The organism is Kitasatospora sp. NPDC058032 (assembly GCF_042885845.1).
Classification (GTDB): Bacteria; Actinomycetota; Actinomycetes; order Streptomycetales; family Streptomycetaceae; genus Kitasatospora.
This window is the reverse complement of sequence record NZ_JBHVRK010000024.1, coordinates 53974-76882: the sequence shown is the minus strand read 5'-3', so window position 1 is coordinate 76882 and position 22909 is coordinate 53974. Positions and strand designations below refer to the sequence as shown.

The following is a 22909-nucleotide window of genomic DNA, read 5'->3' as shown; positions in this document are numbered from 1 at the left end:
CTCAGTCGAGGTAGCCCCGGAGCTGGGCGGCGAAGGCGTGGTCGCGGAGTTTGACCAGGGTCTTGGACTCGATCTGGCGGATCCGCTCCCGGGTCACCCCGAAGAGCACCCCGATCTCCTCCAGCGTGCGCGTCCGTCCGTCGTCCAGGCCGTAGCGGAGCTGCACCACCTGCCGCTCGCGCTCGCCGAGGGTGGCCAGCACCGCGTCCAGGTGCTGACGCAGCAACAGGAAGGCGGCGGACTCGGCGGGTGAGGCCGCGTCGGCGTCCTCGATGAGGTCGCCGAGCGCGACATCGTCCTCCTCGCCGACCGGGGTGTGCAGCGAGATCGGCTCCTGGGCGAGCCGGAGCAGCTCGCGCACCCGGACCTCGGTCAGCTCCAGGACGGCCGCGATGTCGGCCGCGCCGGGCTCGGTCCCGCGTTCCTGGAGCAGCGAGCGCTGCACCCGCACCACCCGGTTGATCAGCTCGACCACGTGCACCGGCACCCGGATCGTGCGGGCCTGGTCGGCCAGCGCTCGGCTCATCGCCTGGCGGATCCACCAGGTCGCGTAGGTGGAGAACTTGTAGCCGCGGGTGTAGTCGAACTTCTCCACGGCCCGGATCAGGCCGAGGTTGCCCTCCTGGACCAGGTCGAGCAGGGTCAACCCGCGGCCGACGTAGCGCTTGGCGACGGAGACCACCAGGCGCAGGTTGGCCTCGATCAGCCGGCGTTTGGCGAGCCCGCCGACCGCCACCAGGGCGGCCAGTTCGCCGGCCAGTGCGACGGCGGGCGGGGGTTCACGGTCCAGCCGTTCCCCGGCGAACAGGCCGGCCTCGATCCGGCGGGCCAGGTCGACCTCCTCGGCCGCGGTGAGCAGCCGGATCCGGCCGATCTCGCGGAGGTACTGGCGGAGCAGGTCGGCCGCCGGGCCGCCGGGCTCGACGCCGGGGCGCTCCGGCACCTCCTCGGCCTCCTCGGCGTCCTCGGCCTCGGCGGCGTCGTCTCCGGGCTCGGGGGGCTCGGCGTCGGGGTGCCCGGCCGGCAGGCCCTGGGCGGGCACCCGGGCGCCGTCCGGCAGCGGCGCCCCCGCCCGGCCGTGGTCCTCGGGCGGGGCGAGCGGGTCGGTGGTGGTGGGCTGGGCGGTCGTGGCGAGGCCTCGGTCCACGGGCATCCCCTCGGGGCTGGCGCGACTCTGGCGGACCCGCGCTGAACGGAGACAGGACGTCCTCCAGTGTGGGGCACGCCACACTCCGCGGCCGAGACTCGTGCGCGGACTTTCTGAACGCGCTCCTACAAGCGCCCGCGAGCCCCTACAACGCGGCGGCGCCACCGCTGCGCAGCGACTGCCCGTACTGCTGGAGCTGCCACAGCTCGGTCTGCACCGCGTGCAGTTCCTCGGGGGCGGCCCGGCTGCCCAGCCGCTGGAGGTGGGCGCGGACCTCGTCGACCCGCCGGTCCACGGCCAGCATCCGCAGCTTGACCAGGAACTCGCCCGCGTAGACGGCGTCCGCCTTGCGGCGCGAGCGCACCGGCTCCACGGTCAGCTCGGTGACCAGCGAGCGCACCCGGTCGTCCGGGCAGGCCTCGCGCACCACGGTGGTGAAGTCGGCCAGCGCGGCCCCGTACGCGGCGCCGCCGGCCTGGCCGATCGCACGGCGCACGGCGGTGTACGGCGGGGTCGGGAACTCGTCCTCGCCGTAGTTGTCGAAGGCCGGCGCGACCAGGTCCGGGTGTTGCAGGGCCAGCTTGAGCAGCTCGCGCTCGACGAACTGCGCCGGGTCGCGCGGGTTGAGCACGAAGGCGGGCCGGGCCGGGCGGGTCTGCTGGGCCGGCTCGGGCCGGCGCTGCTGGCCGTTGGCGCGCGGGTTCTGCCGGCGCTCGCGGTCCCAGCGGGCCAGCTGGGAGACCCGGCGGACCACGAACGGCTCGTCCAGGATGCCGAGCATGCCGGCCAGCCGGACGGCGTACTCGTGCTGGATCGAGCGGTCCTTGATCTTGGCGACGATCGGCGCCGCCTCCTCCAGCGCCGCCGAGCGGCCCTCCGGGGTGTCCACCCGGTGCTTGGCGACGGCCGAGTTCAGCGCGAACTCGAAGAGCGGGACGGGGTTGTCGATCAGCTCGCGGACCGCGTCGTCGCCCTTGGCCAGGCGCAGGTCGCACGGGTCCATGCCGCCGGGGCTGACCGCGATGGAGGTCTTGGCGGCGAACTTCTGGTCGTCCTCGAAGGCGCGCAGCGCGGCCTTCTGGCCCGCCGCGTCGCCGTCGAAGGTGAAGACGGTCTCGCCGCGGTACTGGGAGGTGTCCATCAGCAGCCGGCGGATGATCTTGATGTGGTCCTCGGCGAAGGCGGTGCCGCAGGTGGCCACCGCGGTGGTGACCCCGGCCAGGTGGCAGGCCATCACGTCGGTGTAGCCCTCGACCACGACCGCCCGGCCCGACTTGGCGATCTCCTTCTTCGCCAGGTCGATGCCGTAGAGCACGTGCGACTTCTTGTAGATCGGCGTCTCGGGGGTGTTGAGGTACTTCGGCCCGTTGTCGTCCTCGCGCAGCCGCCGGGCGCCGAAGCCGATCACCTCGCCGGCGATGTCCCGGATCGGCCAGACCAGCCGCCCCCGGAACCGGTCGATCAGACCGCCGCGCTGGCCCTGCGAGGCCAGGCCGCCGAGCAGGATCTCCTTGTCGCTGAACCCCTTGCCGCGCAGGTAGCGGACCAGGTGCTCCCAGCCGGCCGGGGCGTAGCCGACGCCGAAGGTCTTCGCGGCCTCCTCGTCGAAGCCGCGCTCGGCCAGGAAGCGGCGGCCGATCTCGGCCTCGGGCGAGGCGAGCTGCTCCTGGTACCAGGCGGCGGCCACCTTGTGCGCCTCGACCAGGCGGGTGCGCTCGCCCTGCTGGTGGCGGGGGCTGTAGCCGCCCTCCTCGTAGCGCAGGGTGATGCCGGCCTGGGCGGCCATCCGCTCGACGGCCTCGGCGAAGGTGAAGTGCTCGATCTTCATCAGGAAGGCGATGGTGTCGCCGTTCTCCTGGCAGCCGAAGCAGTGGAAGACGCCCTTGGACGGGTTGACGTAGAAGGAGGCGGACTTCTCGTCGTGGAAGGGGCAGACGCCCTTGTACTCGCCGCCGCCACCGTTGGTCAGCTGTACGTAGTCGCCGACCACGGCGTCGATCGGCAGTGCGCTCCGCACCGCCTGCACGTCTTCGTCCCTGATCCGCCCGGCCACCCCGGAAGTCTACTGGGGCGACCGGGCCGGACGGCGGGGCGAGCGACCCGGGTCAGGTCCGGGCCGGGCCGACCAGCCGGGAGTGCAGGGCCAGCGCCGAGGCGTCGGTGAGGGTGGCGATCTGGTCGACCACGGTGCGCAGGGCGGCCCCGTCGTCCTCCGCCTCGCGGTACATCGCGGCGAAGACCGGGTCCAGCGCCTCGGGGGCGCGCCGGCCCAGGACCTCGGCCAGCTCGGCGATCACGATCCGCTGCCGGGCCCGCAGCTGGGCCTGCTCGTCGCGCTGCATCACGTACCGGACGGCGACCGCCTTGAGCACCGCGCACTCCAGCCGGACCTCGCGCGGCACCACCAGCTCGGCCGCGTACCGGGTGAGCCGGCCGGGGCCGTAGCGGGCCCGGGTGGCCTGCTCGGCGGCCAGGCAGAACCGGCCGATCAGCTGGCTGGTGAGGTCCTTGAGCCCGGAGCGGGCGCGGGCCGTGCCGTCGTAGGACTCGGGCCACCACTCCTGGGCGAGCAGCCGGTCCAGGGCGGCGGCCAGCTCCTCGGGCCCGGCGTCCCGGGCGTAGCGCTCGGCGACCTTGAACAGTTCGGCGCGCTCGCCCGGGGCGCGCAGCGCGGCCGGGTCGATGTGGCCGGCCTGGAGGCCGTCCTCGACGTCGTGGGTCGAGTAGGCGACGTCGTCGGCCCAGTCCATGACGGTGGCCTCGAAGCACTTGCGCCCGGGCGGGGAGCCGGCCCGCATCCAGCGGAAGACCGCCAGGTCGTCGGCGTAGACGCCGTACTTGGGCGAGGCCGGGTCGGTGGGGTGGGCGCCGTGCGTCCAGGGGTACTTGGTGGCGGCGTCCAGGGCGGCGCGGGTCAGGTTGAGGCCCACGCTGCGGCCCGGCCAGGGGGCCAGCCGGGCGGGTGCCTCCTCCTGCGGGGCGAAGCGCTTGGGCTCCAGGCGGGTCAGGATGCGCAGCGACTGCGCGTTGCCCTCGAAGCCGCCGCAGGCCTCGGCGGCCTGGTCGAGCGCTTCCTCGCCGGTGTGGCCGAACGGCGGGTGGCCGATGTCGTGGGCCAGGCAGGCGGTCTCGACGAGGTCCGGGTCGCAGCCGAGCGCGGCGCCCAGCTCGCGGCCGACCTGGGCGCACTCCAGCGAGTGGGTCAGCCGGGTGCGCGGGAAGTCGCTGCGCATCGGGGCGACCACCTGGGTGGTGCCGGCGAGCCGGCGCAGGGCGGCGGAGTGGAGCACGCGGGCGCGGTCGCGCTGGAACGCCGTACGGCCGGGGCGCTTGTCCGGTTCGGGTACCCAGCGGGCCTCGGCGGCGTGATCGTACGGGGTCGGGGCCGGGGCTGCGGTGAGGCGGTGCGCGGTGTCGTCCATATGACCCTCACGGTACGCCGCGGCGGTGACAGCGGAAGTGTGCCGCGCGCTACGGCGCGCGGGCCGGGGCGTGAACCCTTGGCCGCGCGCCGTAGGCCCCCACCGTCGGCCTGGCGGGGCTGTCTCCGGCTCCGTTCGGGGCTCAGCCCCGGACCGCCTTGAGGACGGCCTCGGCGGCGCCCTCCTGGCCCTTGGCGTTCGGATGGATGGCCGCCAGGCCGTGCGCCGGGAACGGCGGCTCCACCCAGCGGGCGCTCTCCCCGGCGCACATGTCGTGGCCGGCCGAGGGGGCCGCGAGGTCCACGAAGACCGCCCCGGCCGCCTCCGCCCGCCGTTTGAGCATGGTGTTGAGCTGCTGCTCCTTCTCCACCAGGAAGCCCAGGTCCCCGCCGGCCACGGTGGAGCCCAGCACCGGGACGCAGCTCGCCGGGTCGGCGGGCAGCAGCGCCGGGTAGCCGACCACGTAGACCCGGGCCTGTGGGGCGCGGCGCTTGATCTCCTTCAGCTGCTGGCCGAGCCGCTCGCCCGCCGCGTCGACCTTGCGCTGGACCTGGTCGCCGCCGCCGTCCGCGGCGGCGTAGGAGTCGCGGCACGGCGCGGCGGCGCGGTCCGAGCCGACCAGGCCCCTGAGCGCGTCCACCAGGTTCTCCTTGGCGCACTGGCCGACGACGTCCATGAAGCCGGCGTCGTTGCCGCCGATCCCGATGGTCACCAGGCGGGTGGCCGGGGTGAGCGCGTCCAGCTGCGGCGGGTTGCTGCCGCCGTCGGTGCTCTGGGCGCCGGTCAGGTCGCCGGTGCGGGCGCCGCTGCAGCTGACGTCGTGGAACCGGTCTCCGGACAGGCCGAGCGCCTTGGCCACCAGGGACGGGTAGTTGACCGCCGACCGGGAGCAGCCCTTCGGCTCCGCCTCCTGCTGCGGGCTGATCTTCAGACCGGAGGTGTAGGAGTCGCCGAGCGCCACGTACGGCCCGGTGGGCGTCGGTGTCGGTTTCGGGGTGGTCACGGCGGCGGCCCGCGGCGGCGCGGAGCCGTCCGGGGCGGCCGCGGCGACGGTTGCGGAACCGGCCGCCGGGCCGGTGGAACCGGAGCAGCCGGCCACCAGCACGGCGGCGAGGCCCGCGCTCACCGCGCCGGTGAGCGCGGCGGTCGGGCGTACGGACAGTGGCACGGGATCCCCCCGGGTAGGAGCCGGTAGCGCTTCTTCCTACGACGGCCCGTCCCCCGGGCACCGCAGGGCCCAACGGACGGGCGCGCGCGATCGATCCCGCCCGGGGCCGCGAATTTCCGCTCCGCCCGCCGCCCCGGACTCCACTCCGGCCTCCGCCGCTCCCCGCGCCGGCCGCTACTCCGGCCCGCGCTCGTGCTCGGCCAGGAACTGCTCGAAGCGCCGGCCCAGCTCGTCCGCCGACGGCAGGTCCACCGGCTCGGCCAGCAGGCTCTCCCGGTCCTCGGCGCCGGCCACCGCGTCGTACTGGCCCTCCATGCCGCGGATCGCCGAGCGCAGCTCGCCGTCCCCCTGCGCCAGCTGCTCCTCGATGTCGGCGTACACCACGTCGACCCGCTCGCGCAGCGGGGTGCCGGGCAGCACCAGCCCGGTCGCGGACTGCACCGCCTCCAGGATCATCACCGCGGCCGCCGGGTACGCCGAGCGCGCCACGTAGTGCGGCACGTGCACGGCGAAGCCCAGCACGTCGTGCCCGGCCTCGGCGAGGCGGTACTCCAGCAGCGCCTGGGCGCTGCCCGGCACCTGGGCCTGCTCGAACCACTGCGGGTAGCCGGCCGCGAGGTCCAGCCGGTTGCCGTGCGGCGTCAGGCCGACCGGGCGGGTGTGCGGCACGCCCATCGGGATGCCGTGGAAGTCGAGGCTCAGCCGCACGTCGAAGCGCTCGACCAGCTCGCGGACGGCGGTCGCGAAGCGCTCCCACTCGACGTCCGGCTCCGGCCCGCTGAGCAGCAGGAACGGCGAGCCGGCCGTGTCGTGGACCAGCTGGAGCAGGATCTCCGGCGGCTCGTACGACGCCCAGTGCTCGCGGTCGAAGACCATCGCGGGGCGGCGGGCGCGGTAGTCCACCAGACGGTCGTGGTCGAAGCGGGCCACCACCTGCGGGGCCCCCGTCTCCAGCAGGTGGTCGACCACCTGGCCGCCCGCCTCGCCGGCGTCCATGAAGCCCTCGAAGTGGTGGAGCAGCACCAGGCCGGCGCCGGTGTCCGCCAGCGCGGCCCTCGCCGCGGCCACCGCGGCCACGCCCTGCTGGTCCAGCTCGTACAGCGCCTGGGGATCACGCACCGCTCACCCACACCCCGTTTCTCTCCTCGTCGCGGTTCGCCGCGTCCGCTCCCCCGTGCGTCGGCGCGCGCGGGGGCTCGTGCCCGGCTCTCCTCGTCCAGCGTGCGGGGCGCCGCCGGAATTCCCGGCGGGGCGGGCCCGTTTGCCGGGACCGCCCGCGGCGGGCCGCCCGGCGGGCTGCTCGCGGGCCGTGCGGCGGGCTGCCCGGCGGGGCGGCCGGACCATGATCGCACCCACCGGAAAAGCCCCTGGTCAGGGGGGTGCGAACGGTCCCGGCGGCCCGTCCGGGCGCTGCCCCGGGGGCCATTCGTGTGCCGCGAAGTGACGCACCGACTTCTTACGGGTATCGTCCTCTCGCTGCCTCGCATCGTCGCGTCGTCGTCACGTCGTCCGTAACGCCGTCGACCACGTCCCGGACCGGTGTTCGGCCAGCCACCCACGACGCATCTTGCCTTCACCTGGCCGCCTGCTTCCCTTCGCGCTCTCGTTTCCTCCTCGGCCATCTCGCGGACGCACACTGTCCCCTCGCTCATCCCGCCGGACCGGTCCGTGGACCCGTGTCCGTTCCGGCACCGCGCTGCCCGTCTCCGGGCCGTCGCTCCCCGCTCCGCTCGACCGGCCTCCGGCGTGCGCGGGCACCGGTGGGCGCACTCGGGGCGGGGCGAACCAGTCATCGCTCGCCCGCGCCGCACCCCGGCACGGGCCTGCACCCTCCGACCGATGAAGGACCGAAGGTTCCGTGCCCGTACCTGTCATCCTCACCGGCCGCACCGTGCGGCTGGAGCCCCTCGCCGCGCACCACGCCGAGGCCATCGCCAAGGCCGGCGCCGAGGACCGTACGACTTACGCCTTCACCCCCGTCCCGCACGGCCTGGAAGCGGCCCGGGAGTACATCGCGCGCGCGCTGGCCGACCAGGCCGCCGGCCGGTCGCTGCCGTTCGCCACGGTGAACCAGGCCGACGGCCGGGTGGTGGGCTCCACCCGGTTCCTGGAACTCGACTACTGGCAGGGACCGCTGGTCTGGCCGCCGGTGCCGGGTGTGCCGTTCGGCGACCCGGACACCGCCGTCCCGGACGCCGCCGAGATCGGCAACACCTGGCTGTCCCCGCGGGCCCAGGGCACCGGCATCAACACCGAGGCCAAGCTGCTGATGCTCCGGCACGCCTTCGAGGCGTGGGGCGTGCAGCGGATCTCGCTGCGCGCCGACGCCCGCAACCTGCGCTCGCGCACCGCCATCGAGCGGCTCGGGGCGACCTCCGAGGGCGTCCGCCGGGCGCACTCGCGCGGGCTGGACGGGGTGGTCCGGTCGACCGCGTTCTACTCGATCCTGGACAGCGAGTGGCCGGCCGTCCGGGACATCATCGAGCTGCGGATCGCCGCCGCCACCTCGCCGAGCGCCCCGGATCCGGCGATCAACCAGGAGTGCCTTAGACACGGCGGCGGCGCCGGGCACCTGATCACGGCCTGAGGCCCGCCACCGCCGTCCGCCACCGCCACCGCCGTCCACCGCGGGCGCGGCGGTCAGCAGGCGTAGCCCATGGCCGCCAGGCCGAGGACGTCCCGGAGGCGGTCCGGTCCGAGCGGGGCCTTGACGTACCCGGGGTGCGTCTCCGCCACGGCCGACACCGGGCGCCGGCCGCCTCCCGGCACGGGTGCCACCCGGACCGCCCACCACAGCGCGTACGGGACGGTGTCGGCGGCACCGGTCCGGCTGCCGTTGCGGGCGGCGAGGCGGGTGCGGGCGGTGGCGGGAACGAAGAACCGGGCGCCGAGAGCGTCGCCCACGGAAAGGCCGTCGAGCGCGTCGAACGCCGGGCCGGCGTGAGGAGTCGTCATCGGGGGCACGCCCACCCCGCCCGCCGTCCCGCGTCAATCTGGTTTGACCGGGCAGCCCCCCGCGGGCGATGTTCCGCATACCCCCGATCCGGGCGGGAAGCACCCCGGCATGACCAGCGCCGGATCCCTCGTCGACCCGCTGCTGCTGCTCGGCGCCGACCAGCAGCACATCGTCACCCGCGCCCAGCTGCGCGGGCTCGGCGTGCCGTCCGGAACCATCGCGCACCGGCTGCGGGCCGGCGGGCCGTGGCAACGGGTGCTGCCCCGGGTGATCTGCCTGCAGACCGGGCGGCTGACGGCCCACCAGCGGCTGCGGGCCGCCCTCGCCTACGCGGGGCCCAAGGGGCCGGCCGCGCCGTCCGGCGGGCAGGTGCTGCTCACCGGGGCGGCCGTGCTCGCCGACGCCGGGCTGCCCTCGGCCGGGCACCCGGCCGACCTCGCCGAGGTGGACGTGCTGATCCCCGCTCGGCGCCGGGTCGCCGACCGGGGGTTCGTGCGCATCCACCGGGCCGCCGGGGCGATGCCCGGCGGCTTCGAGCGCGACGACGGACTCTGGAGCACCTCGGTCGCCCGGGCGCTGGCCGACCTCGCGCCCAGGGAGAGCGGACGGCACCGGTTCCGCGCCCTGTGCGCCGAGGCCGTCCAGCGCCGGCACTGCGAACTCGGCGAACTGCTCGACCAGTTGCTCGCCCGGCCGGACGCGCGCGAGCTGCCCCGGCTGGCCTCGGTGGTGGAGGAGCTGACGGCCGGCGTGCGCTCGGTGGTCGAGGGCGAGGCACGGGACGCGGTGCGCGGCGCCGGACTGCCCGAGCCGCTCTGGAACCCGCCGCTCTACCTGGACGGACGGTTCCTGGCCGTCCCGGACGCCTACTGGCCGCAGGCCTGCGTCGCACTGGAGATCGACTCCCGGGCCTGGCACCTGCGCCCGGCCGACCACGAGCAGAGCCTGACCCGCGCCAACCGGCTGACCGCCGCCGGCCTGCCGGTCGTCCGCACCACACCCGTCCAGCTGCGCCGCGACCCGGGCCCGGTGCTGCACGAGCTGGCCGTGCTCCTCGCGGGCGGCCCGCACGGACCGCACGCCCGGATCACCTGGCGCCGGGCCCGCTGACCGGCGCGGCCCTCCCTCACCCCTGGCCGAGCAGCTTCCGGGCCGCCGCGACGCGCTGCGCCGACCTCTCCTTGACCGCCTGCAGGGCGGCCTCGTTCTGACCGATGAACTGCTCCTGGTAGGCCGTCTGGACGGTGTACCAGGTGCCGAGCAGCCCCACCTGCGTCTTGCAGTTCATGTCGGCCACGGCTGTGGCCTTCTCCCGCTCCGAGACCGGGTCCGGCCAGCCCGCCGCACTCGCCCGCGCCGGGCCGTCGTAGTGGTGGCCGAGCCCCGCCATGCAGGACTGCCAGGCGGAGATCGCGGCCTTCACCCGGCTGTCGGCGGCGGTCCGGTCGTAGGCCTTCGCGCGGAGGCTGCCGACCAGGTCGCCGGTGCCGCTCCCGACCCCCGCGGCCCGGAACTGCAGCTCGATCTCGCCCATGCACCCGCGGTCGATCCCGGCGTCCACGACGCCGGCCGTGCCGGTCAGCGCCTGCCGGTAGGCCTCGCTCTGCTCGACCGCCCCGGCCGCGGTGGAACCGGTGGTGCCGTTCGCGGAACCGGCCGGCCCGGGCGGCTTGTGGTAGCCGGTCTGCCGGGCGGCGGCGGCCGAGAGCAGCCCGAGGTTGCCCGGATCGAAGGGGCTCGACGGCGGGGCCACCGGGACCTCGCCCGGGTCGTAGGCGAACCCCTTGGCCCTCATGCACGTTTGGGTGGCCCGGCCCATCGCCCGGAAGATGACGGCGGATTCCTCGGCACTGACCGAGTAGCCGTCCAGCGGCAGCGCGACCCGGGCGCCGTCGAGCGGCTCCGCCATGATCTGCCCGATCTCCGGTTCGGGCCCGGCGTCCTCGGCCCGACCGTCCCCGGTGCCGAAGGCGCACCCCGTCAGCAAGCCCGTGAGGACGACCGCCGCGACCACCCCGTGCACTCTGCGTAACCTCATACCCCACCGCTTCCCGGAAAGCCCGCGCCCCCGCGCGGCGCTTCACGGTAACCCCGCCCGAGGGGACGGCTGTGCGCACCCCCCGGGGGTTCAGCAGCGGGCGTCGATCTCCTGGAAGGTGCCGTAGTGGTTGGCGGTCCAGTACTGCTCGCCGGAGTCGCCGGTGACCACGCGGCGTGCGCCGCGGTCCCCGGAGCCGGGGGTGACGACGGTGAACTCGTGGTAGTAGCCGGAGGCCTTGCGCGGGAGGCGGTTCTCGCGGTTCTCGAAGACGATGCCGTCCGAGCGGTAGGGGTACGGGCCGCCCTTGGCGATCAGGCCCAGGGTGTCGAGGGCCTGGCCGGGCAGCGTGGTGCGGCAGACGTCGGCCATCGCCGGGTCGGTCGGCACCCAGCCGGTGGCGGCGGCGCTCGGGGGCGGGGTGGCCGGGGCGGAGGGCTTGGGCGCGCCGGGCTTGGACGCGGTCGGCTTGGGGGCCGACGGGCCGCTGGACGCCTCGGCCGGGCCGGTGGAGGTCGCGGCGGCCTTGGACGTGCCGTCGCCGGTGCCGTCGGACACCACGTAGCCGACTGCGGCGGCGATCGCGCAGAGCAGGACGGCGAGGACGGTCCACAGGCGGTTCTTGCTGGTCATGCGCTCCAGCTTGGCAGTCGGCGGCCCCGCCCGCGGCCAGCCACACATGTGGCCGCCGCCACATCCGGGCGCCGGGCGGGCCCGGCGGCAACCCGCCGCGCCCCGTCCGGGCGGGGGAACACGCACGGCCGGGGCGGGTACGGACGCCGTTGTCCGTTCCCGCCCCGGCCGCTTCACGTACGCCGGTTCTCCTGCGCCGAGCTCCGGTGTACGCCCCTCCCCGATGGAGGGGACGCGGTCAGCGATCCGGCCGCGCCGGGGGGCTCAGAGCCCCCCGGCGTCAGCGCGAGTCGCTGCCCGCAGACTCGATGGCGGCGCGGCCGGCCTCAAGGCGCGCCACCGGGATCCGGAAGGGGGAGCAGGAGACGTAGTCCAGCCCCACCTGGTGGAAGAAGTGGACCGAGTCCGGGTCGCCGCCGTGCTCGCCGCAGACGCCGAGCTTGAGGTCGGGGCGGGTGGCCCGGCCGGCCTCGACGGCGTGCTTGACGAGCGAGCCGACGCCGTCGCGGTCGATGGTCTCGAAGGGCGAGACCCCGAAGATGCCCTTCTCCAGGTAGGCGGTGAAGAAGGAGGCCTCGACGTCGTCGCGGGAGAAGCCCCAGACCGTCTGGGTGAGGTCGTTGGTGCCGAAGGAGAAGAACTCGGCGGCCTCGGCGATCTGGCCGGCCGTGACGGCGGCACGCGGCAGCTCGATCATGGTGCCCAGCTTGATGTCCAGCTGGACACCGGTGGACTGGGCGACCTCGGCGAGCACGCGCTCGCACTCGTCGCGGACCAGCTCCAGCTCCTGGACGGTGCCGACCAGCGGGATCATGACCTCGGGGCGCGGGTCCCCGCCGGCCAGCCTGCGCTCGGCGGCGGCCTCGGCGATGGCGCGCACCTGCATGCCGAACAGGCCGGGGATGACCAGGCCCAGACGCACGCCGCGCAGGCCGAGCATCGGGTTCTGCTCGTGCAGCTTGTGCACCGCCTGGAGCAGCCGCAGGTCGTTCTCGTTGGGGTCCTTGCGGGCCTCGGCGAGGGCGACGCGCACCGACAGCTCGGTGATGTCCGGAAGGAACTCGTGCAGCGGCGGGTCGAGCAGGCGGACGGTGACGGGCAGGCCGTCCAGCGCCTGGAAGAGCTCGACGAAGTCGCCCTTCTGCATCGGCAGCAGGGTGGAGAGCGCCTGCTCGCGGTCCTTGTCGTTGTCCGCGAGGATCAGGTGCTCGACCTCCTTGCGGCGCTCCTCGCCGAGGAACATGTGCTCGGTGCGGCACAGGCCGATGCCCTGGGCGCCGTAGCGGCGGGCGCGCGAGCCGTCCTCGGCGTTGTCGGCGTTGGCGCGCACGGCGAGCCGGCGGCGGACGTCGGCGTGCGACATCAGCCGGTGCACGGCCTGGACCAGGCCGCCCTGGACGTCGGCGCCGGCGTGCAGGGTGCCCTCGAAGTACTCGACCACCGGGGAGGGCAGCACGGGGACCTCACCGAGGTAGACCTTGCCGGTGGCACCGTCGATGGAGACGACGTCGCCCTCCTCCAGCACCAGGCCGTCGGCGGTGGTCATCCGGCGGCGCTTGGTGTCGACCTCCAGCTCCTCGGCGCCGCAGACACAGGTCTTGCCCATGCCGCGGGCGACGACGGCGGCGTGCGAGGTCTTGCCGCCGCGCGAGGTGAGGATGCCCTCGGCGGCGATCATGCCGTCCAGGTCGTCCGGGTTGGTCTCCCGGCGGACCAGGATGACCTTCTCGCCGGAGCGCGACCACTTCACGGCGGTGTAGGAGTCGAAGACGATCTTGCCGATCGCGGCGCCGGGCGAGGCGGCGAGGCCCCAGGCGATCTGCTTGGACTCGGTGTTCGGGGCGAAGCGCGGGAACATCAGCTGGGAGAGCTGACCGCCGGTGACCCGCATCAGGGCCTCGTCCAGGTCGATCAGGCCCTGGTCGACCAGCTGGACGGCGATCCGGAAGGCGGCCGCGGCGGTGCGCTTGCCGACCCGGGTCTGGAGCATCCAGAGCTTGCCGCGCTCGATGGTGAACTCGATGTCGCAGAGGTCGCGGTAGTGGTTCTCGAGCGTCTGCATGATCGTCATCAGCTCGTCGTACGACTTCTTGTCGAGCTTCTCCAGCTCGGCCAGCGGCAGGGTGTTGCGGATGCCGGCGACGACGTCCTCGCCCTGGGCGTTGGACAGGTAGTCGCCGTAGACGCCCTGGGTGCCGGTGGAGGGGTCGCGGGTGAAGGCGACACCGGTGCCGGAGTCCTCGCCGAGGTTGCCGAAGACCATGGTGCAGATGTTGACCGCGGTGCCCAGGTCGTTCGGGATGCGCTCCTGGCGACGGTAGAGCCGGGCCCGGTCGCCGTTCCAGGAGTGGAAGACGGCGTGGACGGCGAGGTCCATCTGCTCGCGCGGCTCCTGCGGGAAGGCCCGGCCGGTCTCGCGCTCGACGATGCCCTTGAACACCTCGACCAGCCGCTTCAGGTCGCCGGCGTCCAGGTCCAGGTCGTTGACGGTGCCCTTGGCGTGCTTGGCCTCGTCCAGGGCCTCCTCGAACAGCTCGCCGTCGACGCCCAGCACGGTCTTGCCGAACATCTGGACCAGGCGGCGGTAGGAGTCCCAGGCGAAGCGCTCGTTGCCGGACTGCGCGGCCAGACCGGCCACCGAGGCGTCGGAGAGGCCGATGTTCAGGACCGTGTCCATCATGCCGGGCATGGAGAACTTGGCACCCGAACGCACCGAGACGAGCAGCGGGTCGTCGGCCTGGCCGAGCTTCTTGCCCATCTCCTGCTCGAGGGCGTCCAGGTGGGCGCTGATCTCCTCGTGCAGGGAGGTGGGCTCGCTGCCGGTCTCCAGGAAGACCTTGCAGGCCTCGGTGGTGATGGTGAACCCCGGCGGGACCGGAAGGCCCAGGTTGGTCATCTCGGCCAGGTTCGCGCCCTTACCGCCAAGAAGATCCTTGAGGTCCTTGTTTCCTTCAGTGAAGGAGTAAACAAACTTCTGCTGGGACGCCACGGGACGGTCTCCTCGCACACGGTTGCCCTGACGCCGGAGAACATACCCATTTCGAAGGCGCCTCCGCGCCGCCAATAGGGCGTACGTCGCCAGGATCGGCAAGTAACCCGCTAGATCGAATGCACTGAATGGCGTTCACCTCTGGTGGTGAAATCGTCCGGCTGACGCTAGCGAGCGTTCAAGTCTTGAAGGCGGCGAAACCGGAAGATCACATAACGGGGACGCACCGTAGCGACGGACGCTCCGGCCTGACGGACCGGCTTGATTTCCTGCACCCTCAGTGCCCGATCCGCCGCCACTCCCCTTCGGGAAGCGATCCGCCCCCGACTTGTTCATTTCGTCCTGTCGGCCACCTCCGACCGCCAGGGTATGTGGCCAGCGTCACGGGCGCATCTCAGCGTTCGAACGTAGAGCCGCTCCGCCCATCGTCGCACTGCGTCCAGAAATGAGTCCGCTCCGTGATGTTCGACTGCCAAAAAGGAGCCCTCTTGGCCATATTGGCCAAGAGGGCTGGGCCGCAGTGGCCATCGACCCCCGGGGGTCATTTTTGCCGGAGCGTATAGATCAACCGCCAGAGGTGTCCGATTCGGCATCTTCGCCCGGCCGGGCACAGTCGTACGGATCGTCCAACCAGCCTTCCGGCAGGACGACCCGGTTGTTGCCGCTGGTCCGCCCGCGCGGACCGTCCGCACCGGCAGGCCAGGACTGCGACTGCTCCACCAGGGCGAGGGTTTCGGCCAGTTCGGCGAGCGAGGAGGAGTTGGCCAGCTTCACCCGCAGCTCCGAGCCCACCGAGAAGCCCTTGGTGTACCAGGCGACGTGCTTGCGGAAGTCGATCACGCCGCGGGCCTCGTCGCCCAGCCACTCGCCGAGCAGCTGCGCGTGCCGGACCATCGCCCGCGCCACGTCGGCGAAAGTCGGGCGGGCGTAGTCCACCTCGCCCTCGAAGATCGCCACCAGGTCCTTGAACAGCCACGGCCGGCCCAGGCAGCCACGGCCGACCACCACACCGTCGCAGCCGGTCTCGCGCATCATCCGCAGCGCGTCGTCCGCCGACCAGATGTCCCCGTTGCCGAGCACCGGGATCCCGGCCGGGACGGCCTCGCGCAGCCGGGCGATCGCCGACCAGTCGGCGGTGCCGCCGTAGTGCTGGGCGGCGGTGCGGCCGTGCAGGGCGATCGCCGAGACGCCCTCCTCGGCGCCGATCCGGCCGGCGTCCAGGTAGGTGAGGTGGTCGTCGTCGATGCCCTTGCGCATCTTCATGGTGACCGGCAGGTCACCGGCGTTGGCCACCGCCTCCCGCAGGATCTCGCGCAGCAGGTTGCGCTTGTACGGCAGCGCGGAGCCGCCGCCCTTGCGGGTCACCTTGGGGACCGGGCAGCCGAAGTTGAGGTCGATGTGGTCGGCCAGGCCCTCGTCGGCGATCATCCGGGCCGCCTTGCCGACGGTCACCGGGTCCACCCCGTACAGCTGGATCGAGCGCGGCTTCTCGCTCGGGTCGAACTTGATCAGCTGCATCGTCTTGGCGTTGCGCTCGACCAGGGCCCTGGTGGTGATCATCTCGGAGACGTAGAGGCCCTTGCCGCCGCTCTGCTCACGGCACAGGGTGCGGAACGGCGCGTTGGTGATGCCGGCCATCGGGGCCAGCACGACGGGCGGCCAGACCTCCAGCGGGCCGATGGACAGCGGCGCGAACTCGGCGGCGGTGGCGGCGGCCACGGCGGCGCCGGCCGCCGCAGTGGTGTCGCCGTCGGCGGGGCCGGTCGCGGTGACCGTCGCGGTGCTCGGCTCGATGGGGGCGGGCGGGACTGTCATGCGCGGCTGACCTCGGGGACGGCGGGTGGGGGACTCTTCATTGTCCCCCACCCGGCCGAGCCGCCCGGGGCCCTCGTTCCCGGGCCTCCCGGCGGCGGACCGGTCCCCGCGGGGTCACCCCCCGGGGTCACCCCGCAGGGGCACTCATCGGGGGGATCCATCGGGGCCACCCGTCGTCGTCGACGTCCTTCGCGAAGACCGACACCGAGCCGGAGCTGACCGAGACCCTGATCTTGTTCGGGCTGGAGCGGTCGGCCAGCGCCGGGTCGATGTCGCCGAGCGCCAGCGGGGACGCCCCGCCGTCGAAGTCGTAGCGGGATCCCCGGGGCAGGCCCAGGACCACCGCCCCGGAGGTCACCCCGATGTCCACGATCCTCGGGACGGCGGCGAAGCCCAGTTCCATCGAACCCGAGGTCGCGGCGACGTTGACGTCCGGGGAGGTGAGGTGGCTGCCGCGCACCGAGCCGGAGGTGGTGCGGACGGTCACCGGGCCGGACACGTCGGTCAGCAGGACCTCGCCCGAGGTGGAAAGCAGACTGACCTCACCCGCCACCCCCGCGACGTGGACGCTTCCACTGGACAGCTTGCCGGTCACCGCGACCCCGGGCGGCACGTCCAGCTCGATCACCGCGCCGCAGCCGAAGTCCCCGACCGCCGACAGCACCCGGTCGCAGCGCATCCGGACGTCGAGCAGGCTCTGGTCGAACTGCGTCGTGACCACCGGCGTCCGGATCTTCCAGTTCAGGTACTCGCGCACCACCACCCGGCCCTCCTGCCCGGGGCGGATCCGGACCGTGGCGTTGCCCGTGTCCAGCCGCACCTTGGTCACCGCGACCGGGTAGGACCGCTCCGAGCGGGTGCGCTGCTGCACGGCCATCGCCCAGGTCTGCACGAAGCCGACGACCAGCACCATGAGGAGCGCGAGCGTACCGAGCAGCCGCCAGGTCCGGCGGCCGCGGGTGCGGCGGGCGGGCTCCGGTGCCCGCTCCCGCGCGTCGGCCGGCGTCCCGCCGGACGCCGCCCCCGCCGGCCCGGTGGCCGTCGTCCCCGCCGTCGTCATCGTCATCCCACTTCCAGGAAGCGCAGAACCGCCAGCACCCGCCGGTGGCTCTCGTCGGCGGGTGGCAGGTCGAGCTTGGCGAAGATCGAGTTGATGTGCTTGGCCACCGCGCTGTCGCTGACCACCAGGGCGGCGGCGATGGCGGCGTTCGAGCGGCCCTCCGCCATCAGCGCGAGCACGTCCCGCTCGCGCGGGGTCAGCCGCTCCATCGGATCGCGGTGGCGGCGCACCAGCAGCTGGGCGACCACCTCCGGGTCCAGCGCGGTACCGCCCTCGGCGACCCGCTGCAGCGCGTCCACGAAGTCGTCGACGTTGGCCACCCGCTGCTTGAGCAGGTAGCCGACGCCGCTGGTATTGCTGGTCAGCAGGTCCGCGGCATACCGCTCCTCCACGAACTGGGAGAGCAGCAGCACCGCCACCTCCGGCCACTGCCGGCGGATCAGCAGCGCGGCCCGCACCCCCTCGTCCGTGTAGCCGGGCGGCATCCGGACGTCGGCCACCACCACCTGCGGGCGGTGCTCCTGCACCGCGGCGAGCAGTTCCTCGGCGTCCCCGACGGCGGCGGCCACCTCGTAGCCCACCGCCTCCAGGACCTTGACCAGGCCGACCCTGAGCAGGACGGAATCCTCGGCAATCACAGCACGCACGGCAACTCCACGGTGATGGTGGTCGGGCCCCCGACGGGGCTGAGCACGGACAGGGACCCGTCGACCGAGGCGGTGCGCTGGCGCAGACCGGTCAGGCCGGTGCCGCGCGCGGCGTCCGCCCCGCCCACGCCGTCGTCGCTGACGACCAGGCACAGCCGGCCGCCGGCCGTCCGCACCGAGACGTCCGCCCGGGTGGCCCGGGCGTGCTTGGCCACGTTGGTCAGTGCCTCGGAGACGGTGAAGTAGGCGACCGCCTCGACGGTCGGGGCTATCCGCTCGGCCACCTCGACGTCCAGCCGGACCGGCAGCGGGGCGCGGGCGGCGATCCCGGAGAGCGCCGCGTCCAGCCCGCGGTCCTCCAGGACGGCCGGGTGCAGGCCGCGGACCAGGTCGCGCAGCTCGTCGATGGCCGCCTGGGCCTCCTGGTGCGCCTCGACGATCACCTGCATCGCCTCGGGCGGGACGTCCTTGAGGGTGCGGCGGGCCAGGCCGAGGTTCATGGCGAGCGAGGTGAGCCGCTGCTGGGTACCGTCGTGCAGGTCGCGCTCGATCCGGCGGCGCTCGGCGTCGACCGCGTCGACCAGTCCGGCCCGGCTCTCGACCACCTCCTCGATCCGGTGCTCCAGCTCGGCGGTGCGGCCCGGGCCGAGCATCCGCACCGCGATCGCCTCGTCCAGCCAGGCCAGCAGGCCGGCCGCCGCGGGCAGCACCACGAGCAGCAGCAGGCCGCCGACGGTGAGCGCGACGTCCAGATCGGCCCAGTGCTCGTGGACCGGTGAGCCGGCCGGCATCAGCCAGGCCCAGCCGAAGACCGTCGAGGCCGCCAGGGCCGCGCCCCAGCCGTACATGACGGTGGTCCCGGCGAGCGCGACCAGCGGGCCGACCACCAGGTGGTAGCCGACCTGCCGCCAGCTGACGGCGGTGCGCAGCCTGACGAGCAGGCCGGCCGGCATTCCGGCGGGCCGCAGCAGCGGCGGGATCTCCACCCCGCGCAGCGCGCGCAGCCGGCCGCGCTGCGCGGTGGTGAGCGGGCGGACGGAGAGCAGGATCACGCCCAGGACGATCAGCTGCACCTTCGGGGTGATGGCCAGCATCCAGGCGGGCAGGGCGAGCGGGATCCCGGCGGCGAGGAACCGGGTGTCCCGCCAGGCCGCCGCCGACCACGGGGGCCTGACGGCGCTCCTGGCGAACACGCGGCGGGGCTTCGTGGAGAGCACGGCGGACAGCCTAGAGCCAGGTGATCAAGCGTCACCATGAAGGGGGCTGCCGAGAAATGGTGAAGCTAGGTACACCCCCGATTCGGATCGGCGCACTACCGACAACAAGGCGGCCGAGGACGAGTCTTGACGGCATGACGAGCAGCGCATCGAACTCCGCCACCCCGCCGCACGGGCGGCGTCCGGCCCACGGCACCGCCTCGGCCGCCGCCGTCGCCACCGACACCGTCCAGGCCGAGGGCCGGCTGCCGGTCGGGCCGGGCGGCTTCTTCGACGGGTTCGAGCTGCCGGACGGCCCGGTCGCGCCGGTCGGGCCGTGGTCGGTGCGCAGCGTTCCGGCCGGGCGCGGACGGGCGGCGCTGGAGGTGTACGAGCACGGCGAGCTGGTGGACGTGCTGGTCGCCGCCCGGCTCGGCCGCGGTCTGCTGCGCGGCGCCCGCGCCTGGACCGGTGCTGGTACCGGTGCGTGGACGGGCGGGCGGCGGCGCATCCGGCACGGGCTCGCCTGGGGGCGGCTGCCGCGGGGCGGCGCCGCCCCGGCCGTCGGGTTCACCGGCGGGCGGCTGCTCCGGCTCCCGGGGCGGCCCGCGCCGGTGGTCGCGGCGGGCGAGGTGGTCACCGTCGCCGGGGAGTTCTGGCTCGCCTGGGCCGAGGGCGTCTTCGACGGCGTGCTCGTCGAGCCGGCCGGCGGGGCCGGCTCCGAGCGCTCCCCGCTGACCCGGGTGCGCGCCGCCCGCGGCGCCCGCGCCCTCGTGACGGGGTCGGAGGACGTCCGATGAGCACCGCTGTCCTGTCCGCCCGCCCCGCTCTCCCGTCGTTCGCCCCGGTCGCCGCGCGGGTGCCCGTCCTCGCCGCCTTCGCGCTGCTGCCCTGGGTCGCGGTGCTCGCGGCCGCCGGCGAGACGGCGTGGGTCGTCCTCGACCTGTGCCAGTTCGCCGCCCTGCTCCGGCTGGACGCCGTCCTGCGCCACCGCCGGCCGGGCGCCGTCGTGCCCGCCGCCGTGGTCGCCCTGCTGCTCGCGGGCGACGCCCTGGTCGACATCGCCACGGCCGCCCCGGGCGCCGAGGCGCTCGCCGCGCTGATGATGGCGAGCTGCGTCGAACTCCCGCTCGCCGCACTCTGCCTGGCGCTCGGGCTGGCCCGCGCGCGGCGGCCGTCAGCGGGCCGGCACCGCCGGGGCCGGCGTCACGGCGACGGCCGACGGCAGACCGGTGGGCAGCCGGGTCACCAGCGCGGTGGTCTCCTCGTCCTTCGGGGTGTAGACGACCATCCGCGGGCCCTGGGACGGGCCCAGCCAGAAGCTCGTGTAGTCGAAGCGCAGCAGGCCCACCTCCGGCAGCAGGAAGCGCTTCAGGCCGTTCCCCGGCCGCAGCACGTCGTGCCGCTGCCAGGCCTCGTCGAACACCGGGGAGGCCTGGCGCAACCGGCCGAGCAGCGTCCGCCAGGCGGGCTCGCCCCCGTGGTCGCCCATCCCGGAGCGGAACCGGGCCACCATGACCTCGCGCTCGTCCTCGTGGTCCACCAGCACGTCACGGAAGCGCGAGGGGGTGAACGCCAGCCACATCAGGTTGCGGTCCTCCGGGGGCAGCGCCTCCAGGTCGCCGACGATCCCGGTGTACTGGGCGTTGCAGGCCAGCACGTCGTAGCGGGAGTTGATCACCGCGGCCGGGTAGGGCGCCATCCGGTCCAGGGTCAGCCGGATGCTCGGGGTCACGGTCAGACACTCCCGCACCGGCGCCGGGTCCTCCGCTCCGGCCAGCGTGAACAGATGGGCCCGCTCGCTCGGGTCGAGCAGCAGGGCGCGCGCCACCGCGTCCAGCACCTGGACGGACACCTGGATCTCGCGCCCCTGCTCCAGCCACGTGTACCAGGTGACGCCGACGGCGGCGAGCTGCGCCACCTCCTCACGGCGCAGCCCCGGCGTGCGCCGCCGGCCGGTCAGTGGCAGCCCCACCTGCTCGGGGGTGATCCGCTCCCGGCGGTTGCGGAGGAACGCCGCCAGCTGCTGCCGCCGCGGATCGGCGGGTGCCTTGCCGGTGGTTTCCACGACGGTGGTTTCCACGACGGTGGATCCGGCGACGGTGGTGGCCGCGGCCGCGCTTGCCGTGACGGTGGTCAGACTCATTCCACCAGGATGCGCCACTCGTCATCCTGTTTCCAGGTACTTCTTATACCCGGATAAGCACACTCTGGTACCAGGGTGCGACGCGGCGGATCGTAGGACCGTGACCCAGCAACTGACCGCCACCAGGCCCCTCGCCACCGCTTCCCCAGCCACCCCCTCCGCCCGCTCCTCCGCCGGCTCCCCCTCCCTCGGCACCGCCGGACTGGTCACCGTTCTGCTCGGGGCGTTCCTCCCGATGCTGGACTTCTTCATCGTCAACGTCGCGCTGCCGACCATCGACCACGACCTCGCCGCCGGCCCCGCCGTGCTGGAGCTGGTCGCCGCCGGGTACGGCATCGCCTTTGCCGTCCTGCTGGTCCTCGGCGGCCGGCTGGGCGACATCTTCGGCCGCCGCCGCCTCTTCTTCGCCGGGGCCGCCGCCTTCGCCGTGACCTCGCTCGCCTGCGGGCTCGCCCCCGACGCCTGGTCCCTGGTCGCCGCCCGGGCCGCCCAGGGCGCGTCGGCCGCCCTGCTGATCCCGCAGGTGCTCGGCACCATCACGGCCGCCACCCACGGCGCCCGGCGCGGTCGCGCGCTCTCGGTCTACGGCGCGGTCGGCGGCATCTCGGTGGTCATCGGCCAGGTGCTCGGCGGCATGCTGGTCGCCGCCGACCTCTTCGGCAGCGGCTGGCGCTCGGTCTTCCTGCTGAACGTCCCCTTCGCCCTGCTGGCCCTCGTGCTCGCCCTGCGCTTCGTCCCGGAGAGCCGCGCCGAGCAGGCCGCCAGGATCGACATCACGGGCACCGTCCTGCTCACCGCCACCCTGCTCTCCCTGCTCGTCCCGCTGATGGAGGGCCGCGCCGCCGGCTGGCCGCTCTGGTCCTGGGTGCTGCTCGCGCTGTTCCCCGTGCTCGCCACCGCCTTCGCCCTGGTCGAACGCCGGGCCGAGCGCCGCGGTGACACCCCGCTGGTACCGCCCACCCTGCTGCGCATCCCCGAGATGCGGCGCGGCCTCGGCATCGCGCTGCCCTACTTCGGCGGGTTCGGCGGCTTCATGTTCGTCATCGCGGTCTCCCTCCAGCAGGGCCTGCACCTCGGCCCGGTCGCGGCCGGCTGGGCGCTGGTCCCGATGGCGGTCGGCTACTTCACCGCCTCCCTCGCCGGCCCCCGTCTGATCGGCCGCTTCGGCAGCCGGGTCCTGACCGCCGGCGCCGCCGTCCAGGCCACCGGCCTCGCCACCCTGGCCCTCACCGTGCTCGCCGACCCGGACGGCTTCTCCCCGCTGCGGATGGCCCCGGGTGTCGCCCTCGCCGGCATCGGCCAGGGGCTGATCGGCACCCCGCTGTTCCGCGTCGTCCTCTCCAAGGTCCCCGCCGACCGGGCGGGCGTCGGCAGCGGGGTGCTCGCCACCAGCCAGCAGTCCAGCCTCGCCCTGGGCGTCGCCACCCTGGGCTCCCTCTACCTGGCCCTCTCCCCCGCCCTCGGCATGGCCCACGCGCTCGCGCTCTGCCTGGGCATCCAGCTCCTGGGCTCGTTCACCATCTTCTACCTGACCACCCGGCTGCCCCGTTCCACCGGCTGACGGCCGGGCCTGGGTCCCCGGTTCCGTCGTGGGCCTACCCCGCGTGCGGGGGGGGCACCACGCGCCCACCGGCCAACGTCCCCCCCCCCGACCCCCCCCCGCCACCCCCCGCGACCCCCAACCGCCCCACC

18 protein-coding genes are annotated in these 22909 nt (G+C 74.2%); 4 read left to right on the top strand and 14 right to left on the bottom strand.

Going from position 1 to position 22909, the window contains the following annotated elements; all coding sequences use genetic code 11:
- Position 1: 1 nt before the first annotated feature.
- The 5 genes from ACFVUH_RS29910 to ACFVUH_RS29890 form a co-directional block, all read right to left on the bottom strand.
- On the bottom strand, positions 2-1153 hold the full coding sequence (locus ACFVUH_RS29910; protein WP_387916451.1) for an RNA polymerase sigma factor: 1152 nt from the start codon (positions 1151-1153) through the stop codon (positions 2-4).
- A gap of 139 nt (positions 1154-1292) precedes the next feature.
- The gene (dnaG, locus tag ACFVUH_RS29905) at positions 1293-3200 is read right to left on the bottom strand and encodes a DNA primase (protein ID WP_387916450.1); all 1908 of its coding nucleotides are present in this window, start codon (positions 3198-3200) and stop codon (positions 1293-1295) included.
- Positions 3201-3252: 52 nt separating this feature from the next.
- Positions 3253-4569 (bottom strand): deoxyguanosinetriphosphate triphosphohydrolase, encoded by a 1317-nt coding sequence (locus ACFVUH_RS29900; RefSeq protein ID WP_387916448.1) that lies wholly within the window; start codon positions 4567-4569, stop codon positions 3253-3255.
- A 142-nt stretch (positions 4570-4711) separates the two neighbouring features.
- Complete coding sequence (locus ACFVUH_RS29895; protein ID WP_387916446.1) at positions 4712-5737, bottom strand: SGNH/GDSL hydrolase family protein; 1026 nt, start codon at positions 5735-5737, stop codon at positions 4712-4714.
- 174 nt (positions 5738-5911) lie between these two features.
- Complete coding sequence (locus ACFVUH_RS29890) at positions 5912-6856, bottom strand: PAC2 family protein (protein WP_387916445.1); 945 nt, start codon at positions 6854-6856, stop codon at positions 5912-5914.
- Positions 6857-7595: 739 nt separating this feature from the next.
- On the opposite strand from ACFVUH_RS29890, the gene ACFVUH_RS29885 reads away from it, so the two are divergent.
- On the top strand, positions 7596-8324 hold the full coding sequence (locus tag ACFVUH_RS29885) for a GNAT family protein (protein ID WP_344325279.1): 729 nt from the start codon (positions 7596-7598) through the stop codon (positions 8322-8324).
- A 53-nt stretch (positions 8325-8377) separates the two neighbouring features.
- On the opposite strand, the gene ACFVUH_RS29880 is transcribed toward ACFVUH_RS29885, so the two are convergent.
- Complete coding sequence (locus tag ACFVUH_RS29880; protein WP_387916443.1) at positions 8378-8692, bottom strand: hypothetical protein; 315 nt, start codon at positions 8690-8692, stop codon at positions 8378-8380.
- Positions 8693-8801: 109 nt separating this feature from the next.
- Between ACFVUH_RS29880 and ACFVUH_RS29875 the strand changes: the two genes are divergently transcribed.
- Positions 8802-9803 (top strand): hypothetical protein, encoded by a 1002-nt coding sequence (locus ACFVUH_RS29875; RefSeq protein WP_387916442.1) that lies wholly within the window; start codon positions 8802-8804, stop codon positions 9801-9803.
- A 16-nt stretch (positions 9804-9819) separates the two neighbouring features.
- On the opposite strand, the gene ACFVUH_RS29870 is transcribed toward ACFVUH_RS29875, so the two are convergent.
- From ACFVUH_RS29870 to ACFVUH_RS29840, 7 genes are all read right to left on the bottom strand, one after another.
- Positions 9820-10731, bottom strand: a complete 912-nt coding sequence (locus ACFVUH_RS29870; protein ID WP_387916441.1) for a hypothetical protein — start codon at positions 10729-10731, stop codon at positions 9820-9822.
- 90 nt (positions 10732-10821) lie between these two features.
- Positions 10822-11364 carry a ribonuclease domain-containing protein gene (locus ACFVUH_RS29865; RefSeq protein WP_387916440.1) on the bottom strand — a complete coding sequence of 181 codons (543 nt, stop codon included), beginning with the start codon at positions 11362-11364 and terminating at the stop codon, positions 10822-10824.
- A 280-nt stretch (positions 11365-11644) separates the two neighbouring features.
- On the bottom strand, positions 11645-14353 hold the full coding sequence (ppdK, locus tag ACFVUH_RS29860; protein WP_355373018.1) for a pyruvate, phosphate dikinase: 2709 nt from the start codon (positions 14351-14353) through the stop codon (positions 11645-11647).
- A 564-nt stretch (positions 14354-14917) separates the two neighbouring features.
- The gene (gene dusB, locus ACFVUH_RS29855) at positions 14918-15991 is read right to left on the bottom strand and encodes a tRNA dihydrouridine synthase DusB (RefSeq protein WP_355373070.1); all 1074 of its coding nucleotides are present in this window, start codon (positions 15989-15991) and stop codon (positions 14918-14920) included.
- Between the two features lie 304 nt (positions 15992-16295).
- Positions 16296-17234: a DUF4097 family beta strand repeat-containing protein gene (locus ACFVUH_RS29850; RefSeq protein ID WP_387916438.1), complete on the bottom strand. Its 939-nt coding sequence runs from the start codon at positions 17232-17234 to the stop codon at positions 16296-16298.
- Positions 17231-17875 carry a response regulator transcription factor gene (locus ACFVUH_RS29845; protein WP_355373022.1) on the bottom strand — a complete coding sequence of 215 codons (645 nt, stop codon included), beginning with the start codon at positions 17873-17875 and terminating at the stop codon, positions 17231-17233. The genes ACFVUH_RS29850 and ACFVUH_RS29845 overlap by 4 nt, the downstream gene beginning before the upstream one ends.
- Positions 17863-19092 carry a histidine kinase gene (locus tag ACFVUH_RS29840; RefSeq protein WP_387916435.1) on the bottom strand — a complete coding sequence of 410 codons (1230 nt, stop codon included), beginning with the start codon at positions 19090-19092 and terminating at the stop codon, positions 17863-17865. The genes ACFVUH_RS29845 and ACFVUH_RS29840 overlap by 13 nt, the downstream gene beginning before the upstream one ends.
- Before the next feature lie 134 nt (positions 19093-19226).
- On the opposite strand from ACFVUH_RS29840, the gene ACFVUH_RS29835 reads away from it, so the two are divergent.
- Complete coding sequence (locus tag ACFVUH_RS29835; protein WP_387916434.1) at positions 19227-19871, top strand: hypothetical protein; 645 nt, start codon at positions 19227-19229, stop codon at positions 19869-19871.
- Between the two features lie 377 nt (positions 19872-20248).
- Here the strand turns inward: ACFVUH_RS29835 and ACFVUH_RS29830 are convergent, their stop codons facing one another.
- Positions 20249-21217 (bottom strand): helix-turn-helix transcriptional regulator, encoded by a 969-nt coding sequence (locus tag ACFVUH_RS29830; protein ID WP_387916432.1) that lies wholly within the window; start codon positions 21215-21217, stop codon positions 20249-20251.
- A gap of 100 nt (positions 21218-21317) precedes the next feature.
- On the opposite strand from ACFVUH_RS29830, the gene ACFVUH_RS29825 reads away from it, so the two are divergent.
- A complete protein-coding gene (locus tag ACFVUH_RS29825; protein WP_387916430.1) occupies positions 21318-22778 on the top strand; it encodes an MFS transporter in 1461 nt (486 codons plus the stop codon).
- Positions 22779-22909 lie beyond the last annotated feature (131 nt).

Bases quoted from the DNA above. Each gene is read 5' to 3' on its own strand.
- ACFVUH_RS29865 (WP_387916440.1), bottom strand. From the start codon at position 11,364: ATGACCAGCAAGAACCGCCTGTGGACCGTCCTCGCCGTCCTGCTCTGC.
- ACFVUH_RS29880 (WP_387916443.1), bottom strand. From the start codon at position 8,692: ATGACGACTCCTCACGCCGGCCCGGCGTTCGACGCGCTCGACGGCCTT.
- ACFVUH_RS29835 (WP_387916434.1), top strand. From the start codon at position 19,227: ATGACGAGCAGCGCATCGAACTCCGCCACCCCGCCGCACGGGCGGCGT.
- ACFVUH_RS29900 (WP_387916448.1), bottom strand. From the start codon at position 4,569: ATGGACGACACCGCGCACCGCCTCACCGCAGCCCCGGCCCCGACCCCG.
- ACFVUH_RS29850 (WP_387916438.1), bottom strand. From the start codon at position 17,234: ATGACGATGACGACGGCGGGGACGACGGCCACCGGGCCGGCGGGGGCG.
- dusB (WP_355373070.1), bottom strand. From the start codon at position 15,991: ATGGCCGGCATCACCAACGCGCCGTTCCGCACCCTGTGCCGTGAGCAG.
- ACFVUH_RS29870 (WP_387916441.1), bottom strand. From the start codon at position 10,731: ATGAGGTTACGCAGAGTGCACGGGGTGGTCGCGGCGGTCGTCCTCACG.
- ACFVUH_RS29910 (WP_387916451.1), bottom strand. From the start codon at position 1,153: ATGCCCGTGGACCGAGGCCTCGCCACGACCGCCCAGCCCACCACCACC.
- ACFVUH_RS29830 (WP_387916432.1), bottom strand. From the start codon at position 21,217: ATGAGTCTGACCACCGTCACGGCAAGCGCGGCCGCGGCCACCACCGTC.
- ACFVUH_RS29875 (WP_387916442.1), top strand. From the start codon at position 8,802: ATGACCAGCGCCGGATCCCTCGTCGACCCGCTGCTGCTGCTCGGCGCC.